A 17,091-nucleotide genomic window follows, 5' to 3' on the forward strand; every position below is an offset into this window, starting at 1 on the left:
CCTCTGAACTCGGAAGTTGCACCTCTGAACTCGGAAGTTGCACCTCTGAACTCGGAAGTTGCACCTCTGAACTCGGAAGTTGCACCTTTGAACTCGGAAGTTGCACCTTTAAGGTTGAATTATGAGTTTTTATCAATGCCCTATGCCCAATGCCCCACGCCCCATGCCCAATAACAAATTAACTTGGCTACGTAAAAACCTATTTAGTACTTGGTACAACAGCCTGTTAACTGTTATCTGTTTAGTGTTGCTGTTTTGGGTAGTGCAAGGAATTCTAACTTGGGCAACAACTCAAGCACAATGGGCGGTAATTCAGGTTAATTTACGTTTATTTTTAGTTGGGAGGTTTCCTCAAGCCCTGTATTGGCGAACTTGGATTGTGTTTGCGATCGCTTTGACTTTAGGCGCCATAACTGGGGGTGTATTTTTTAGCAAACAACAGTTAACAAGGCGCAAAATTGCTTTTTTTACTTTCATCATCGGCGTTTTGTTAGTTATTTTACCAATAGACTTTACATCCCGCCTTTGGTTATTATTAATTGCAGTTTTGCTATTTGCAGGTTTTTGGCTTGGGGGAAAATTTACTAAGGTACTAACTCCTTGGCTTTCCCTATTATGGTTATTGTCTTTCCCCGTTATTCTCTGGCTAATTGGCGGTGGATTTGGATTGCAATCTGTCTCTACAAATTTGTGGAACGGTTTACTACTTACCCTACTAATGGCAGCAGTCAGTATTGTGCTTTCCTTTCCCATTGGGGTTTTATTAGCTTTAGGACGCACAAGCGATTTGCCTGTAGTCCGTTGGTTTTCTATCCTGTATATTGAAATTGTTAGGGGAGTACCACTGATTGGAATTTTGTTCCTCGCTCAGGTAATGCTGCCGTTATTATTGTCAGCAGATGTACGTTTAGATCGGGTATTGCGAGCAATTGCTGGACTAATACTCTTTAGTGCTGCTTACATGGCAGAAAACGTGCGTGGTGGACTTCAATCAGTTCCTCGCGGACAAATTGAAGCAGCCATTGCATTAGGATTAAATACAGCCTTAGTGGTTTTATTAATTGTCCTACCTCAAGCTTTACGTGCTGTTATTCCTGTCCTTGTCGGTCAATTTATTGGCTTATTTAAAGACACTTCACTCTTATCTTTAGTGGGATTAGTAGAACTAACAGGTATTGCCCGTTCAATATTGGCACAACCACAGTTTCTTGGTCGCTATGCAGAAGTTTATCTATTTATTGGATTTATTTATTGGATATTTTGTTACTCGATGTCCTTGGCTTCTAAGCGGTTAGAAAGACAGTTAAGTTAGTAATTAAGAGAGAGTTCTCTTTTAATTCTGACTTCTGACTCCTATTCATTTTTTAACTTTTACCTTGTTCGGCCAGTTGTATGATTTATTGTGCATCTAACCAAGCTTGTAAATCCGCCAAGCTGGTAAAATCCAACAGAGCAACGCTTAGATTTTCAAGCACTGCTAAGGGTAAAGGAGAAATCGTTGTTTGTATTTCCTCAGACAACTCTTGCCCAAGACGCTTAGTTAATTGTCGAACAATCAACTTAACCGTTGCTTCCTGTCGTCCTTCTTGTCGTCCTTCTTGTCGTCCTTCTTGTCGTCCTTCTTCCTTAATTTCTCGATAAACTCTCGTTTGCTGTAAAGTTATCCCTAACATGACTTCTACCTCCGCTCGACTCAGTTGTTCAAATTTATAGACCATTATGGTCGTTATCAATTCTATTATGGCGCGACTTGATACTTGGGGTACTTCTTGACCTGTTCTGGTTAGCAAATACCTAGCTTCTTCTGGTGCTTGGTCTTCTTCTATCGTAGTTAGTACCATCAGTGCTAAACCCAAAGGTAATTGACGAATATCTCCTAATTCGTCTAAGTAAACGCGATCTACTTGTTCGCTATTAAGAAATGCACGGTAGGGATAAGTATTACTTTGTTCAATACGGCGGGATGGGTAAATTACCACTGCTTGCCAATCACTGTATCTCACACGGTTGCGATAGAAGTACAATAACGACTCGGCAAATAGCCTTTCGTAGAGCATTTCATCTTTCTGAAATTGAACTTCGCTGAAATATACAATCCCTGCATCGGCGGTATCAGGTGGAAGAAACACACCATCAATTTCAAACTTGGGTTCCTTGACAGCTACGGAATCAAAGCGATAATTATCAGCATTTGCTGGAGGATTTGCCAATAATTCAAATAATAGGCTTGGGGATTGTTGAAATAGTTTGTAGAAAATTGAGTCTCGGCGCATACAGGCGTGGCGAAAAATTTATTTAACCTCATAATATATCTTCATAGGACTTACACCACAAATTTTATTAATAACTGATTTTGTGATGTAGTGGCATCGTTCTGGCAAAATATTAAATACGCGATCGCGCTGTTAAATCTTACTAATTAAGGTTATTATTGATAGGCGATCGCTGCTACAAAAAATCAGCAAATCTCTGATTGTCACCCTATTAGCTTATTGCTAGGCATCGCTAATTTACTCGGTTAAATAATTCGGAGGTGCAAATCTGTGACAACAGAACAAAAACCGATAATTATTGCTGAAGATGTTCACAAGTGGTATGGAAAATTCCACGCTCTCCAGGGGGTGAGCTTAACAGTAAATCGCGGAGAAGTAGTAGTATTGATGGGGCCATCTGGTTCAGGAAAATCCACCTTTATCCGCACATTCAACGCTCTAGAAGAATACCAAAAGGGAAGAATTGAAATCGACGGTATTACCCTCAGTCATGACTTGCGAAATATTGAAACAATTCGCCAAGAAGTGGGAATGGTATTTCAGCAATTTAATTTATTTCCTCATCTCACAGTGCTGCAAAATATTTCTTTAGCACCAATTTGGGTACGGCGATCGCCAAAGCCAAAAGCTGAAGAATTGGCGATGCAACTATTAGAAAGAGTGGGAATTTTAGAACAGGCACAGAAATATCCAGGACAGTTATCTGGTGGACAACAGCAACGAGTAGCGATCGCTCGTGCTTTAGCCATGCAACCTAAAATTATGCTGTTTGACGAACCCACCTCAGCCTTAGATCCAGAAATGGTACGAGAAGTTTTGGATGTAATGCGAAGTCTTGCGCGTGATGGGATGACAATGGTAGTCGTCACTCACGAAGTTGGATTTGCTCGTGAAGTAGCCGATCGAGTTATTTTAATGGATAGCGGTTCCCTCGTCGAATCATCCACCCCCGACACCTTTTTTAACAACCCCAAAGAAGAAAGAACACGCAAATTTTTGTCGCAAATTCTCTAAAACCTTTGCGATACTCTGCGCTTACCTCTGCGCCCCTTTGCGTTTCAATTCAAATTATTGTTTCTCTAGGTTGTCAATATATTATTGAAATAGAAATATTTAAATCAAGCACCGCTCTAAATTGGAATTGAACCCGTGTCTGCGAAAGATGCTTTTCATACAGTTGTCAAAACAGCACTTGAGAAAGAAGGGTGGTTAATCACTCATGATCCTTATACCCTCCAGGCAGGAACCCTTGAATTGTATATTGATTTAGGAGCAGAAAAAGTTATTGCAGCCGAAAAAGAAGGACAAAAAATAGCTGTTGAAATTAAAAGCTTTTTGAGTCCGTCAAAAATCACAGAACTTTATGCTGCATTAGGACAATTTATCATTTACCGAATTGCTTTACAAGAACAAGAAGCCAATCGCACTTTATATTTAGCCATTCCTAGTACTGTTTACAATAATTTTTTTATACTTCCATTTATCCAATCTGTAATTAAAACTAATCAACTCTTTTTATTAATTTATAATATTGAACAAGAGACGATTACACAATGGCAAAGCTAGACGAATATCGACAATATATTAAGAATTTGCTTCAACAACACGCTAGTACTGTTTGGGATAATCGCATTCAAGCCCAGACAATTTTTGATCCAGAACACGATCATTATCAATTAGTTTATGTAGGTTGGCGCGATCAAAACCGCATATATGGGCCTGTTCTCCATCTAGATATTATTGACGAGAAAATTTGGATTCAGCAAGATGGAACAGAGGTAGGAATTGCTAATGAATTAGTTGAATTAGGTGTCCCAAAAGAGGATATTATTTTAGGTTTCCAGTTACCCTCTGTGCGTAAATATACAGATTTTGCTATTAGTTGATTGAAGGGTGATAATTTCAGCCATTTTCTACCAGCTTGCCTTTTACTTATGATTGTATCTGCGATCGCTCTGCATCTTCTGGTTAAAAAGAGCGATCGCTTTAAATAAAAAATATCTCTGCATCAATCTTTCTCAATTTTATAAGTTTGTGGTTCAAAGACAATTTTTTCATATTCATCTAAATTAACAAAAATTAAGTTACCTTTTTCTACATTCTCTAAAGCTTTGAGTAGATGTTTTTTGTTAGTTTCTGATTTCAGAAGATAGGTAGTTTCGTCTTCTTCAGATTGTGGTTCAACTAGCATAATAACTTGTACGACAGTTTTCGCATCTTTATCAGCCTATTGTAACTTTATCTGACTGAGATGAATTTGAGCGATCGCTTGCTTTTCTTTCTTAGCCTGGGCGGTTTTTTAAAAAGAGCGATCGCTATTAGACAGAATAGAACTCAAATTGGGAATACTGAGTAAAGCGAGGTTATTTGCTGCGGAGAATCCAAGCGACTTTTTGCCAGATATAGCGCTACTGAGTATTTATCAACTTGGAGAAAATTATGAGTTTACCAGTAACAGCAACCTTTATGCTTGCTGATTGGATCATTAAAGGAATTGCAGATGGAACATTGGAAAGGGTTGGAGGTGTAATCCGAGAAGTAGGAAGCAAACATATTGTTACCTGGTTACGGGAGCAGGGATCTCCTACTGGAAATCAGTTAGGGGAACTTGGGCGAAGTCTGCAAGTAACTAGTGCAGTCAGTATACTTAATCTTGGTGTCTCAGTTATAGGCTTTGCTGTGATAGCACAACGCTTAAAAGAATTAGAGCAACGGCTACAACAAGCACAAAAACTATTAAATCACATTAACCGTAAAATTGATGTTAGTTTCTATGCAAATTTTCGTGCTGCAATCGAATTAGCAAATAATGCCTTTACGATGGCTAATACTGAAAATCGTAAAAGCAGCGCACTACAAGCTATTAACCGCTTTTTAGAAGCAGAGCATATTTATGCTGAATACATCGATATCGAAATTGAGCAAAAAAGCCAAATTGCTGATGAATATCTGCTGACTTTATCTTTAGCTTACCTATCTGAAGCACGTTGCTATTTAGAATTAGAGGAACACAATACAGCACTTCGCCGCTTTCAAGAAGGAGCAAAAGTTCTTCGTTCACGTATTAAAAAATATATTGGCATTCTACTCACTTCTAACCCAGCAGCATACTTACAACCTTGTTACAAAGGTCAGATAGATTTGCGTAGGCTAACACGAATTTACCAATGGATTGACCCAAAATTAGATGAAAATGCAGTTTTTGAGATGCAACGTGAGAACTTATTTAAAATGGGAGAAGAGTTATATTCTAGATATAAATGGGTAGATTCACTCCCGCCAGCAATTTTAACTCGCGATGAAGTTCAAGGAGGTTGGTTTGGCCCAGATCATAAGGATTTAAAACAGGAAGCAGATAAACGTCTTCCTAAAGTTATGGAAGCGGTTGAATCTATAATAGAAACCCATTGCCGTTTTAAATCTTACCAAACAGAAGTACAAGCAATATCCCAATTAGGAATCAGTTTTCATGACTGGCTTAAATTAACTCCATTTACAGAAGTTAAACCAGAGGGTGCAAAATTAATATACATTATTCCATCCAAACCTTTAGATTTACAGCCTTCCATCTGAAATAATTACAGGATTAAAGATGAATTAATTAAGGTCAATAAAGTCTCTAGGAGTAATAATCTGGTTTCGATATTCGGCTAGGGTCTTGAGTGATAAAAGGTCTTGAAATCCTGTGATTAAAAATTCTGCATTGGCATCTTTAGCAAGTTATAAAAATTTGTTGTCATCTGGATCTCTACAGGTGTTTATTTGAGATTTTATTTCTATAAATTGACTGGATTTTTTAACTATGTCCAAAAAATCTTGTCGGTCTTGATCTGAGATATATTTATCGAACTTACGTTTGTAAATTCGTGTGTTTAATTCTTGATAAGTTTCATCGCTTTGAGCAATTTTGAATTCTTTATAGACTTTATCTAGGGCTTTACAGGCTGTTCCATTAGGACTTATAGCAGCACTAAGTAACACATTTGTGTCAATGACAATTAGTTTATGATTCATCCATCGGCGAGTAATTCTTCTAAAGTTTCTTCGGTTAATCCTTTGGCTTGAGCATTTCTGCCGATTCTGTCAAAAACACTAAGTAAATCTTCATCTTTATTATTTGAAGAGGTTTTCTTTATTTCTTGAATAAGTTGTTCTTGTTCTTGTGCGGGAAGTTGTAGGGCAAGATTAAGAATTTGCTCGAAGGTTAGGGGGAGTTGATAGTTTTTTTGAGTCATGGTGAGTTTTGGAGTTAGGGAATAGAAACTTGTTAGCTTTATAAAAATTAAGTACAAGGGTGAAATCTTTCCGTCAAATTATCCAGCTAATGATTCTGGTACAGCCTACATAGATTTTTTTCAATTTGATACCAGGACGAATACACGCAAAGGAATTATTGCTATAGATTTACAAAGGTGGAAACCATGATGATCAAGAACGAGCAACAATATCAACATTCCTTAGATTGGTTGCAACGCTTTGAACAGTCTATAGCGTCATTGGATAGCAATGAACACTTGAAAGCAGAACCACAGCGATGGAAGCTTCATCGAGACTCATATCAAAGTCAAGTTGACGAGTTAAAGTCAGAAATCACAGAATACGAAAGACTTATTAATTGCGATACCAGTAACCCTTTAAAAATTAAAGTTGATTCTTTAAATAAGCTGCCAAATGCTTTAATTAAAGCTCGGATAGCAGCCAAAATTAGTCAGAAAGAACTTGCTGATATATTAGTAATTGATGAACAAAGAGTGAAAGAGTATGAGGATACAGATTATCAATGTGCCAGTTTTGTAGAAATTCTTGAAGTCAGCACCGCTTTGGGTGTTGAATTTGAAACGGCAACTGTGCAAGTAGATTTTGCAGAAATAGAAGCAGTTAAAAAAAGCGTGGACAAATGGCGCAAAGAAAAACTGAATATTAAAACTAAAGCTTCAAAAGATTACTAATCTTTTGGGACGGAGCAACTTACCATTGTTCCAATAAATCAAAGCTTTTTTGGAATCTCTAAATTATGAATTAAATATAAAAAGATTATGAGGGGACGAGTCACCAATTATTCAATATTTACACCTTAAAAATTTGTTGAATATCATGGGTGATTCCTACCTAAATCAAAGGCTTTTTAACTTCGCACTGCGTCAGCCCCTTGGCTTTTTTGACAAACTTTTCATCAAATGTATAAAATTTAGAACAGTGCTGACTTTGAGCTAGATGAAAAGCATCAGCAAAATCTAAGCCATTCTCATGCCATTGGATTACTTGAACAATTAAGCTAGGATTACTCAGGTAAATATTAGGTAAACCAAAAAGGTTTTTCAAAGTTGTACATATCTCATCTGGTTTCAACTTGTATGCAAACCTTAACACCCATTCAGTCTCAAGGATTACCGTATCTGTAATAAAAATATCTTGAGTCTGGAAAATTTCTCTGCTCTTTTGGAACTGTAATTCATCATCTTGAGTCAAAAATCTAACAATTATATTTGTATCAACCGCAATCATGCCACGATTCCTCTATACCTTGGCGAATTGCATTATCCATATCCTCAAGAGTTTTAGGTTTTCCTTGATATTTTAAGCAGCCTGCTACATCATCTAATTTAGTTTCTGGAAAAGGTTTCTTAGGCTTTAAAAGAATTCCATCACCCATATCAATAATAATAAATTCTTGACCTACTCCCCATTGATGAGCTTCCCGCAAAGATTGGGGAATAATTACTTGTCCTTGAGGAGACAATTTTATAATTTCCATTAACTTAAGAAGTAAAAAACTAAAACTAATATAAAAATTCTAGCATTTTTGATTATCCCAATTTCTCCTCTCCCTCTGTGGTTCGTAAAAAAAGGCGAACTTTCGAGTTCGCCCGTAACATACTATTATGCTGTTGCTAAATCCAAACTCAAATCTAAATCTTCGCTTCTTCTCTCACCAACTTATCCCAACCCAAATCTTTCAAATTATTATTCCGACGCAACGGACGAGTCACCAACTCCAACATGTCACGCGCATTCGTAAAGCCGTGAATTTGAGCAAAAGTGAACTCCACAGACCACTTAGTATTAATACCGCGTGCTTCCAACGGGTTAGCGTGAGCCATACCAGTAATTACTAAGTCTGGTTTCAACGCATAAATCCGTTGAAGTTGATTGTAATTATCCGGCTTCTCCACAATCCTTGGCAGAGGTGAATTCATTTCCTGGCAAGTTTTCTCCAACAGTGCCAACTCAGCAGCTTGATAGCGCTTATCCATGTAGGGAATGCCGATTTCGTGAACCGTCATCCCACAACGAATTAAGAACCTTGCCTGGGAAACTTCCAGCAAGTTATCACCCATGAAGAATACAGACTTACCGCGAATCAATTTCACATAATCTTCCAAACCTGCCCAAATTTGTGCTTCCCGTTCATCCAAACCCTTGGGAGTAATACCGAACACCGAGCAGATTTTCTCAATCCAAGCGCGGGTGCCATCGGGGCCAATGGGGAAGGGTGCGCCAATGAGTTTACACTTGCGGCGGCGCATTAAGGTAGTAGCTGTGCGGCTGAGGAAGGGGTTGACACCAGCGACATAATACCCCTCTTCCAATACTGGCAATTCTGTGAAGCGCTTCGCGGGTAGCCAACCGGAAACTTTGATGCCTTGCTTTTTCAATTCCAAGGTTAATTGAGTAACCACGGGGTCGGGAAGGGAGCCAAAGAGAACCAATGGTGTGTGATTTACGTACTCAGATTCATCTTGGGCAACATCTTCTTTCTTTTTACCGAAGTTGAGCAATTTAGCGATCGCATTGCGTTCATTTTTCTCTGTTTCCGCCACAGGAGCCTTATCAGGGCAACGGTTAGCCATTGCGGCTAATACGGTGTCTTCTCCTTGGGTGAAGGCGTAATCTAGACCATTTGCACGCGCTACAACGATGGGAATACCGATTTCGGATTCTAGCTTCGGTGCCAAGCCTTCCAAATCTGTTTTGATAATTTCAGTGGTGCAGGTGCCAATCCAGACAATTACACTCGGATTGCGATCGCGTTTAATCTGCAAGCACAACCGCTTTAACTCTTCATAATCATTCAGTTGTGCCGAAATATCGCCCTCTTCCAACTCTGCCATTGCATAGCGGGGTTCAGCAAAAATCATTACTCCCATCGCGTTTTGCAGGAAGTAGCCACAAGTTTTTGTCCCAATCACCAAAAAGAAGCTATCTTCAATTTTTTGGTATAACCACGCCACGCAGCTAATTGGGCAAAAGGTGTGGTAATTTCCAGTTTCACACTCAAAGTTTAAAGCTTCTGGTTGTTGAGCAACAGTCATATTAATTTATTCTCCCCTTGATTTTCAAGTTAGGAGTTAATAATTAGAAGTTAGGAAGTAACAAAAACTCATAACTTTTAACTCAGCACTCAGCACTTTTAACTCAGCACTCTTAACTCCTAACTTAGTAATTAAGCGTTGGGGAAGAGACGGGCAATTTCTGATTCATCAAAAACGCCTGCTGGCAGTTCTTCCCCTAAAAAATCGTTATTTTCTTCAGCCTTTTGCAAAGCTGTTTCATCACCCCAGACATCTGACAACACGTCTTTAAACGCACTTTCATCTAGTGGACTATCTTCAAGCGCCTGGTCGTCATCCAGCTTTACTTCCGTTGCAACTGTTGTATCGAAGGCAATTTCCCCAAACTCATCCGCTTCTAGACTAGAGATTTGGAGAGACTCATCTTTTGAGTCGTGTCCGTTGGATAAAGAAATATCGCCAAAGCCATTTTCAGTTTCCTCCAAATCGCTGATCCCCAGGACTTGATCATCAGAATCCACCATTGCGAACTCTTCAACTACCGCCACCGACCCAAAGCCATTTGTATGAGAATGTGACAAAGTTTCATCTTCAGGCTTTTCGTCAATGACAACTGCTGCTTCATCTTCGTATTTTTCTGCTTCTGGGTTGACGAGGAAGCGATTACCGAGAGCGAAATCTGGGTCAAAATGCAAATCCAGTACCTCAATCAGCGTATCGGCGTCAGGATTAAGTTTGGCAAAGGGCAACATTAACTGCGCTAGCTTTGGCTCTAGGGCGTTAACTACTCCCAGGATGAGGTAAGAAGGTGGTCGCTTCCCGCCATCAGGGGTGTACACTGATTCCACTTGCATATGCAGAGTAATCCAGTCCCGATTGTTCTGGAAAAATTGCAACCACTTTTGCTTTAATGAATCTGTAAAGCTGTGAAAGAAAGCCATATTATTGTCCCCCATCCTGAGAACTTGGTGATTTATACAATCATCAAGTCTAGTTCCTCTTCTGAATTAACAACCTGGGGTTTACCCGGATTTAGATAGAAATCGGATAACAAAGAGAACAACTCACGATCTGGTGTATCGTTAGGTACAACACCTTCGGGACGTGCCAGAATTTGGTCGGCGATGTTGAGATAGTAGTCGCAAACGTAGTCTAGGGAAGGATCTTGCTCTGCCATCTCAAACAAAGTTTTCCCCTTCACACGGGAAACACGGATATCTTCAATCAAAGGTAAAACCTCTAGAACTGGCATGGGCACTGCTTCTAGATATTTTTCAATTAAGTCGCGCTTGGAGGTGCGGTTGCCAATTAACCCAGCTAAACGCAGTGGGTGAGTTCGGGCTTTTTCGCGGACTGAAGCAGCAATGCGGTTAGCAGCAAACAAAGCATCAAAGCCGTTGTCTGTAATGATCAGGCAGTAATCTGCATAGTTGAGTGGTGCTGCAAAACCACCGCAAACTACGTCACCCAGAACATCAAAAAGAATTACATCGTATTCATCAAAGGCGTTGAGTTCTTTAAGTAATTTTACGGTTTCACCGACTACGTAACCACCGCACCCAGCACCCGCAGGTGGGCCACCGGCTTCTACGCAATCAACACCGCCGTAGCCTTTGTAAATCACATCTTCTGGCCAGACATCTTCGTAGTGATAGTCCTTTTCTTGGAGGGTGTCGATAATTGTGGGAATCAAAAACCCAGTCAGGGTAAAGGTACTGTCATGTTTGGGGTCGCAGCCAATTTGCAGCACTTTCTTGCCACGTTTAGCTAGGGCGACTGATATGTTACAGCTAGTTGTGGATTTGCCGATACCACCTTTTCCGTAGACTGCTAGTTTCACTGTTGTTTGCCTCTTATAGCTTTTTGTCAAACTTGTGGCTCAAACATTTGCCTTCACCTGTCCTGAGATGGCGATGCGTGATGTCTCTTGATGTCATTATTGGGCAAATTACATAGAAAAGAAAGTGCCTCTTAATCTGTAAAACGGTCTAATATCACGAATTACAGAGTAATTATGTGTATTTGGGTTTTTATAAAGCTTAAAAGCTTTAATAGCTTTGAAAACAATTAATAAAAAGTTTTAGTAACTTATTTTTATAAAAAGAGTTACAAAATACAAAAAACTGTAATTAGCCTTTTTGAATGATTTTCATAGAATTAGCTGATGGTCATACAACCTGTTTTCAGGGGATTGGGCGCAGAGTTAAGGGTAAAGAGAGTTATGTGCAGCCCGATGCTGGAAATACTACTGCAATTTGCGTAGGCGTATCCCGTCGTAGACATCGTAGATAAATTGCAAGTTTTCAGTCGTTAGCCAAGACCTTTTAATTGCTGCTTGAGAGTAAGTTAGTCTGATTTTGTAAAAAATTATTAAATTCTTAGATATTGTCTAAGATTAATAATCTGGGAAGGAGGTAAATCAGGACACCTCAGTTTCAAGTCCGTGGATTTCCTGTAATGTTTGCCAGCCAGCTTGCCACTGGGAATTATCTTGTAATAATTTGGCATTTATCCAAAAACGGACTTTCGGATCACAAGCAGCAACCATTTCGGCGTAAACCCACTTAGCCTGATTTTTACGATTGACTACTTGAAAGTGCCGCCAACCGTCTACTTTCTGCTGTGCCGTCCACTTAGAACCAACTAGGTAAGGAAATTTTTGTTTTTTAGTCATTAGTCAATTGTCTCTCCTCTGCTTCCCCAGTCCCCAGCTAAAGTGTGACCAAATCCTCGTCTTTCATACGACTCATTTACAGAAAGCCACACTTAGAGCCAAACTTGAACCCCAGATATGATTTTTTTCGTTGATCATAATCTTGAGGGACACGCGCTGCTTTTGTCAGGCAGTATCACAAATCAATGTTGGCAAGATTTGTTTTCAATCCGCTTTATTCTTCTCGAAGAGATGTCACTATCAGTTTATTTTAGATATATCTCAGTGATATTCTGTAAAGTCCACTTATTGTTCTTTACATAGCCTCTATACTGTAATTAAGGGTATACTGACCGCTTTTTTAGATGCCAATCCAATCAGCAATCCAATCAGCACTTATGGCGTTTAATCTACCGAGAATTCCCAACTGGGTAAAAAAAATAGTTATCAGTTTTGTAGTGTTTTTATCGATTGCGGCTTTTAGTGGTATTGTTGGTAATCAAGCAGATAAAGCTTTTGAAAAAAAACTATTTCCTTTAATTAACCAGCCACCACAAGTCAATCTATGGGTTTTGGTTTTACTTTTATTAATTATCGTCTTGCCGCTTTCATTAACTGCAATATATTATCATAAAGCGCATCAAATCGCAATTAAGCTTAACAAACTGGATGAATCGTTACTATTACTTCTGCCTAAGTTGGATGTAAATCCAAACATTCATGAATCACTCAAGCGATTATTAGAGCAATTTATTGAAAAAACACATAACATCATGCCACTTCTTGATGGGTGTGGTATCGCCATTTATGCACCAGACCCTAGTGATCCAGATTTTTTAACTACTTGGTGTCAATCACAATCACCAAATGAGTATGGGAATAAAGTACGTTTCTATGTTGGTAAAGACCCTAATCAAAATCGAGGGTGTGCGGGTTGTACTTTCATTGACAAAAAACGACGGGTTGTACACTTGTCACGCGTAAGTAATGTATGGCACGCCGATGATCCGGAATACATTTTTAGCAAAGATAAAACTGCCCGCGTCTTAGATTACGTAACATTGATTACTATACCGATTATCGGAGGTACGGATAGTTTAGGAGTTTTATGTCTCTATAGCAGAGATGTGACAACTTTTGATTCTAAAGCGACTCAAGAGCTACTGTTTGTAATTGCTAATCGCCTAGCGGGAGTTATGCTGGTAGCGCGTAATTACCAAGTACAACATTCAATTACTAATTAAAACTACAGTTTCAGTACATAGTATAGATACTTTCTGACTTCAATTAAGTCTTTATCTTTATTTTACCGCCAAGGAGACGCCAAAAAACGCCAGAGTTTTGGTATTATCTTATCTTTGCTCGCTAATTCGAGGGTCACTGAACTATAATCTGTACCATACTTACGTTCAGCCTCTTGAAATTGCCTGAGGCTTTTCTTGCCACGCATATAATCTTTGGATTCTCTCATTAATAGAGACTGGCGTTCTTCGGCTGTTAAATCGGTTATTGGAAAATCTTTCACCTTTTTCATCACTAATTAATAACGATAAATAATTTTACTGGTTTATATTTAGCTTTTATGCATTTACTAAGAAAAATCTTATCACTTTAGATCATAATATTATATCTTCATTTTACTCAATTTATCAATAAAATTAGCTGTGACTTCCAATAAATTTATTATATTCATTGTGTTCGCACTTAGTTAACAGAATTTTACTGATATCAGCAATAAGTTAATTTAAATTAAATTTGGTAAATCATAAGTTAAAGCAAGTAGGATACTCAAGGCGATCGCTTTGGTGGATCTTCAGACTGGGAAAGTTGTTTGTAAACCTACCAAGAGACGGAGGAAAACCAGAAAGGGCGGTGATACTACTCTACATAGACGTGAAGACCGATCCATCTAGGAGCTTACCTCTTTTTACAATATCTTTATGAAAGCCTATTGGTCTTTCTGCGCCTTGTGTGGTTTCTCTAAAAGCCTACCGATATGCAACCTACTAATCCTGACCAATTTACAGAAAAAGCCTGGGAAGCGATCGCCCACACCCCCGATATTGTTAAGCAATATCAACAACAGCAAATTGAAAGCGAACATCTGATGAAAGCGTTGCTAGAACAAGATGGTTTAGCAACTGGGATTCTCACCAAGGCGGGTGTTAACCTTCAAAAACTGCGCGATCGCACTGAACAATTTTTCCAACGCCAGCCGAAAGTATCGGGTACAAGTAGTTCTGTTTACTTGGGACGCAGCTTGGATACACTTCTAGATCGAGCAGACGGATATCGCCAGGAGTTTCAAGATGAATATATTTCAATTGAACACTTATTGCTGGCTTACGCTAAAGATGACCGCTTTGGCAAAAGTTTATTCCAAGAATTCGGTTTAGACGAAAGCAAACTAAAAAATATTATTAAACAAATTCGGGGGAGCCAAAAAGTGACCGACCAAAATCCAGAAGGCAAATACGAAGCACTGGAAAAATATGGGCGTGACCTCACAGAAGCCGCCCGTAAAGGTCAACTCGATCCAGTGATTGGGCGGGATGATGAAATTCGTCGGACTATTCAAATTTTGTCACGCCGCACCAAGAATAACCCCGTGTTAATTGGTGAACCAGGTGTTGGTAAAACTGCGATCGCTGAAGGATTAGCACAACGTATAGTTGCTGGTGATGTACCCCAGTCCCTCAAAGACAGCACGTTAATCGGTTTAGATATGGGTGCTTTAATTGCGGGGGCAAAATTTCGGGGTGAATTTGAAGAACGCTTGAAAGCAGTATTAAAGGAAGTTACCGAATCTAGCGGCAAGATTGTTTTATTTATTGATGAAATTCATACCGTTGTCGGTGCTGGTGCAACCCAAGGCGCGATGGATGCGAGTAACTTGTTAAAACCAATGTTGGCGCGGGGCGAATTGCGTTGTATTGGGGCGACAACGTTGGATGAATACCGCAAATATATCGAAAAAGATGCCGCTTTGGAAAGACGTTTCCAACAAGTTTATGTGGATCAGCCCAGTGTCGAAGATAGTATTTCGATTTTGCGCGGGTTGAGAGAACGTTATGAAAACCACCACGGGGTGAAGATTTCTGATAGTGCTTTAGTTGCAGCAGCGATATTGTCGAGTCGATATATTAGCGATCGCTTCTTACCAGATAAAGCAATTGACTTGGTAGACGAAGCCGCCGCTAGACTGAAAATGGAGATTACTTCTAAACCAGAAGAACTTGATGAAATTGATCGCAAGATTCTGCAATTGGAAATGGAGAAGCTATCGCTGAAAAAAGAAAGTGATGCAGCTTCGCGTGAACGTTTAGAGAGACTGGAAAAAGAAATTGCCGATCTCAAAGAAGAACAAAGAACACTCAATACTCAATGGCAATCTGAAAAAGATATTATTGACAAAATTCAGTCCGTTAAAAAAGAAATTGAACGGGTCAATTTAGAGATTCAGCAAGCAGAACGCGACTACGATCTTAACCGCGCTGCTGAGTTGAAATACGGCACTTTAACCAGTTTGCATCGTGAATTAGAAGCAGTAGAAGCTGAATTGGCAAACACTCAAAGAAGTGGTAAATCACTATTACGGGAAGAAGTAACGGAAGCTGATATTGCGGAAATTATTTCTAAATGGACAGGAATTCCCATTAGCAAGTTAGTGGAATCTGAGAAAGAGAAACTGCTGCATTTAGAAGATGAACTACATCGCCGCGTCATTGGACAAGAAGAAGCAGTCACAGCAGTAGCAGATGCGATTCAGCGATCGCGGGCTGGATTGGCTGATCCTAATCGTCCTATCGCTAGTTTTATTTTCCTTGGGCCAACGGGTGTGGGTAAAACCGAATTGGCGAAAGCACTTGCGGCATATATGTTCGATAGTGAAGATGCGCTGGTACGAATCGATATGTCGGAGTATATGGAGAAACACGCCGTATCTCGCTTAATTGGTGCGCCTCCGGGATACGTAGGTTATGAAGAAGGCGGACAACTTACAGAAGCGATTCGCCGTCGTCCTTACTCGGTGATTCTCTTCGATGAAATCGAGAAAGCACACCCCGATGTCTTTAATATATTCTTGCAAATTCTTGATGATGGTCGCGTCACTGATGCCCAAGGTCATAAGGTGGACTTCAAAAACGCTATTATCATCATGACTAGCAACATCGGTTCTCAGTATATTCTCGATGTTGCCGGGGATAACGCCCACTACGACGAAATGCGCCGTCGGGTAATGGAGGCGATGCGAAATAGCTTCCGTCCAGAGTTCCTGAACCGGATTGACGAAATTATCATCTTCCACGCTTTAGATAGGAAGGAATTGCGGCAAATTGTGCTATTGCAAGTTGAGAGATTGCGGCAAAGACTGGGCGATACCTCCGGTGGGCTTCGCCAACGCAAAATATCCCTTAAGCTCTCTGATACTGCGCTTGACTTTTTAGCAGAAGTAGGATATGACCCAGTGTTTGGGGCGCGTCCACTGAAACGAGCTATTCAGAGGGAGTTAGAAACTCAAATTGCCAAAGCTATCTTGCGCGGCGAATTCAACGACGGCGACACGATCTTTGTAGATGTGCAGAATGAGCGTCTTTCTTTTAGTCGCTTACCTGTTGAAGTGTTCACTAGCTAAGTAAGTAGGCACGAATTAACCTAACTATGTAACAAAATGTAACCCCGTCAAAGTCATTGCGATTGCTTCTCTACGAGACGCTACGCGAACGTTTCACTCGCAATGACATACTTATGAATTTTCCCACCCACCTACTTAATTAAAATAATTCGTAATTCGTAATTCGTAATTCGAGACCACCAAGAAAAAACAATTACGCACCAGTGTTTCACCAATAATTACGAATTACATTAACTC

20 protein-coding genes are annotated in these 17,091 nt (G+C 39.7%); 9 read left to right on the forward strand and 11 right to left on the reverse strand.

Features of this window, described 5'->3' with window-relative positions; genetic code table 11:
- Positions 1-163 precede the first annotated feature (163 nt).
- A complete protein-coding gene (locus tag F8S12_RS27575) occupies positions 164-1,312 on the forward strand; it encodes an amino acid ABC transporter permease (RefSeq protein ID WP_196519468.1) in 1,149 nt (382 codons plus the stop codon).
- 85 nt (positions 1,313-1,397) lie between these two features.
- Here F8S12_RS27575 and F8S12_RS27580 read toward each other — a convergent pair whose 3' ends face one another.
- Positions 1,398-2,273 carry an Rpn family recombination-promoting nuclease/putative transposase gene (locus F8S12_RS27580; protein WP_196519469.1) on the reverse strand — a complete coding sequence of 292 codons (876 nt, stop codon included), beginning with the start codon at positions 2,271-2,273 and terminating at the stop codon, positions 1,398-1,400.
- Between the two features lie 270 nt (positions 2,274-2,543).
- On the opposite strand from F8S12_RS27580, the gene F8S12_RS27585 reads away from it, so the two are divergent.
- The 3 genes from F8S12_RS27585 to F8S12_RS27595 all read left to right on the forward strand — a co-directional run bounded on the left by F8S12_RS27585 (position 2,544) and on the right by F8S12_RS27595 (position 4,159).
- Complete coding sequence (locus F8S12_RS27585; RefSeq protein ID WP_331001451.1) at positions 2,544-3,287, forward strand: amino acid ABC transporter ATP-binding protein; 744 nt, start codon at positions 2,544-2,546, stop codon at positions 3,285-3,287.
- Between the two features lie 135 nt (positions 3,288-3,422).
- Complete coding sequence (locus F8S12_RS27590) at positions 3,423-3,839, forward strand: XisH family protein (protein WP_196519470.1); 417 nt, start codon at positions 3,423-3,425, stop codon at positions 3,837-3,839.
- Positions 3,827-4,159, forward strand: a complete 333-nt coding sequence (locus tag F8S12_RS27595; RefSeq protein WP_196519471.1) for a XisI protein — start codon at positions 3,827-3,829, stop codon at positions 4,157-4,159. Before F8S12_RS27590 ends, F8S12_RS27595 begins: the two co-directional genes overlap by 13 nt.
- A 122-nt stretch (positions 4,160-4,281) precedes the next feature.
- On the opposite strand, the gene F8S12_RS27600 is transcribed toward F8S12_RS27595, so the two are convergent.
- Complete coding sequence (locus tag F8S12_RS27600) at positions 4,282-4,464, reverse strand: hypothetical protein (RefSeq protein ID WP_230968320.1); 183 nt, start codon at positions 4,462-4,464, stop codon at positions 4,282-4,284.
- 248 nt (positions 4,465-4,712) lie between these two features.
- On the opposite strand from F8S12_RS27600, the gene F8S12_RS27605 reads away from it, so the two are divergent.
- Complete coding sequence (locus F8S12_RS27605) at positions 4,713-5,846, forward strand: hypothetical protein (RefSeq protein WP_196519472.1); 1,134 nt, start codon at positions 4,713-4,715, stop codon at positions 5,844-5,846.
- A gap of 147 nt (positions 5,847-5,993) precedes the next feature.
- Here F8S12_RS27605 and F8S12_RS27610 read toward each other — a convergent pair whose 3' ends face one another.
- Both F8S12_RS27610 and F8S12_RS27615 read right to left on the reverse strand, forming a co-directional pair.
- Entirely contained in the window at positions 5,994-6,287 is a 294-nt protein-coding gene (locus tag F8S12_RS27610) for a putative toxin-antitoxin system toxin component, PIN family (RefSeq protein WP_196519473.1), read from the reverse strand.
- Entirely contained in the window at positions 6,284-6,508 is a 225-nt protein-coding gene (locus tag F8S12_RS27615; RefSeq protein ID WP_196519474.1) for a hypothetical protein, read from the reverse strand. Before F8S12_RS27615 ends, F8S12_RS27610 begins: the two co-directional genes overlap by 4 nt.
- Positions 6,509-6,554: 46 nt before the next feature.
- On the opposite strand from F8S12_RS27615, the gene F8S12_RS42475 reads away from it, so the two are divergent.
- Together F8S12_RS42475 and F8S12_RS27620 are read left to right on the forward strand one after the other, a co-directional pair.
- Entirely contained in the window at positions 6,555-6,698 is a 144-nt protein-coding gene (locus tag F8S12_RS42475; protein ID WP_442946835.1) for a DUF6932 family protein, read from the forward strand.
- Positions 6,695-7,222: a helix-turn-helix transcriptional regulator gene (locus F8S12_RS27620; RefSeq protein WP_331001452.1), complete on the forward strand. Its 528-nt coding sequence runs from the start codon at positions 6,695-6,697 to the stop codon at positions 7,220-7,222. The genes F8S12_RS42475 and F8S12_RS27620 overlap by 4 nt, the downstream gene beginning before the upstream one ends.
- 160 nt (positions 7,223-7,382) lie before the next feature.
- On the opposite strand, the gene F8S12_RS27625 is transcribed toward F8S12_RS27620, so the two are convergent.
- From F8S12_RS27625 to F8S12_RS27650, 6 genes are all read right to left on the reverse strand, one after another.
- Positions 7,383-7,778 (reverse strand): type II toxin-antitoxin system VapC family toxin, encoded by a 396-nt coding sequence (locus F8S12_RS27625; RefSeq protein ID WP_196519475.1) that lies wholly within the window; start codon positions 7,776-7,778, stop codon positions 7,383-7,385.
- Positions 7,765-8,028 (reverse strand): AbrB/MazE/SpoVT family DNA-binding domain-containing protein, encoded by a 264-nt coding sequence (locus tag F8S12_RS27630; RefSeq protein WP_196519476.1) that lies wholly within the window; start codon positions 8,026-8,028, stop codon positions 7,765-7,767. The genes F8S12_RS27625 and F8S12_RS27630 overlap by 14 nt, the downstream gene beginning before the upstream one ends.
- A 154-nt stretch (positions 8,029-8,182) precedes the next feature.
- Complete coding sequence (locus F8S12_RS27635; protein ID WP_196519477.1) at positions 8,183-9,586, reverse strand: ferredoxin:protochlorophyllide reductase (ATP-dependent) subunit N; 1,404 nt, start codon at positions 9,584-9,586, stop codon at positions 8,183-8,185.
- A 131-nt stretch (positions 9,587-9,717) separates the two neighbouring features.
- The gene (locus F8S12_RS27640; RefSeq protein WP_196519478.1) at positions 9,718-10,506 is read right to left on the reverse strand and encodes a DUF5331 domain-containing protein; all 789 of its coding nucleotides are present in this window, start codon (positions 10,504-10,506) and stop codon (positions 9,718-9,720) included.
- A gap of 32 nt (positions 10,507-10,538) precedes the next feature.
- Entirely contained in the window at positions 10,539-11,405 is an 867-nt protein-coding gene (gene bchL, locus F8S12_RS27645; protein WP_331001453.1) for a ferredoxin:protochlorophyllide reductase (ATP-dependent) iron-sulfur ATP-binding protein, read from the reverse strand.
- Positions 11,406-11,984: 579 nt separating this feature from the next.
- Positions 11,985-12,239: a TIGR02450 family Trp-rich protein gene (locus F8S12_RS27650; protein WP_099103731.1), complete on the reverse strand. Its 255-nt coding sequence runs from the start codon at positions 12,237-12,239 to the stop codon at positions 11,985-11,987.
- Between the two features lie 377 nt (positions 12,240-12,616).
- Here F8S12_RS27650 and F8S12_RS27655 point away from each other — a divergent pair, with 377 nt between their 5' ends.
- Positions 12,617-13,462 (forward strand): GAF domain-containing protein, encoded by an 846-nt coding sequence (locus tag F8S12_RS27655; RefSeq protein ID WP_230968321.1) that lies wholly within the window; start codon positions 12,617-12,619, stop codon positions 13,460-13,462.
- Between the two features lie 62 nt (positions 13,463-13,524).
- Here F8S12_RS27655 and F8S12_RS27660 read toward each other — a convergent pair whose 3' ends face one another.
- Positions 13,525-13,752 carry a hypothetical protein gene (locus tag F8S12_RS27660; RefSeq protein ID WP_196519481.1) on the reverse strand — a complete coding sequence of 76 codons (228 nt, stop codon included), beginning with the start codon at positions 13,750-13,752 and terminating at the stop codon, positions 13,525-13,527.
- Positions 13,753-14,214: 462 nt separating this feature from the next.
- On the opposite strand from F8S12_RS27660, the gene clpB reads away from it, so the two are divergent.
- Positions 14,215-16,854 carry an ATP-dependent chaperone ClpB gene (gene clpB / locus F8S12_RS27665; RefSeq protein ID WP_196519482.1) on the forward strand — a complete coding sequence of 880 codons (2,640 nt, stop codon included), beginning with the start codon at positions 14,215-14,217 and terminating at the stop codon, positions 16,852-16,854.
- Positions 16,855-17,091: the final 237 nt, after the last annotated feature.

It is taken from the genome of Nostoc sp. WHI, from assembly GCF_015714725.1.
Taxonomy (GTDB): Bacteria; Cyanobacteriota; Cyanobacteriia; order Cyanobacteriales; family Nostocaceae; genus Nostoc.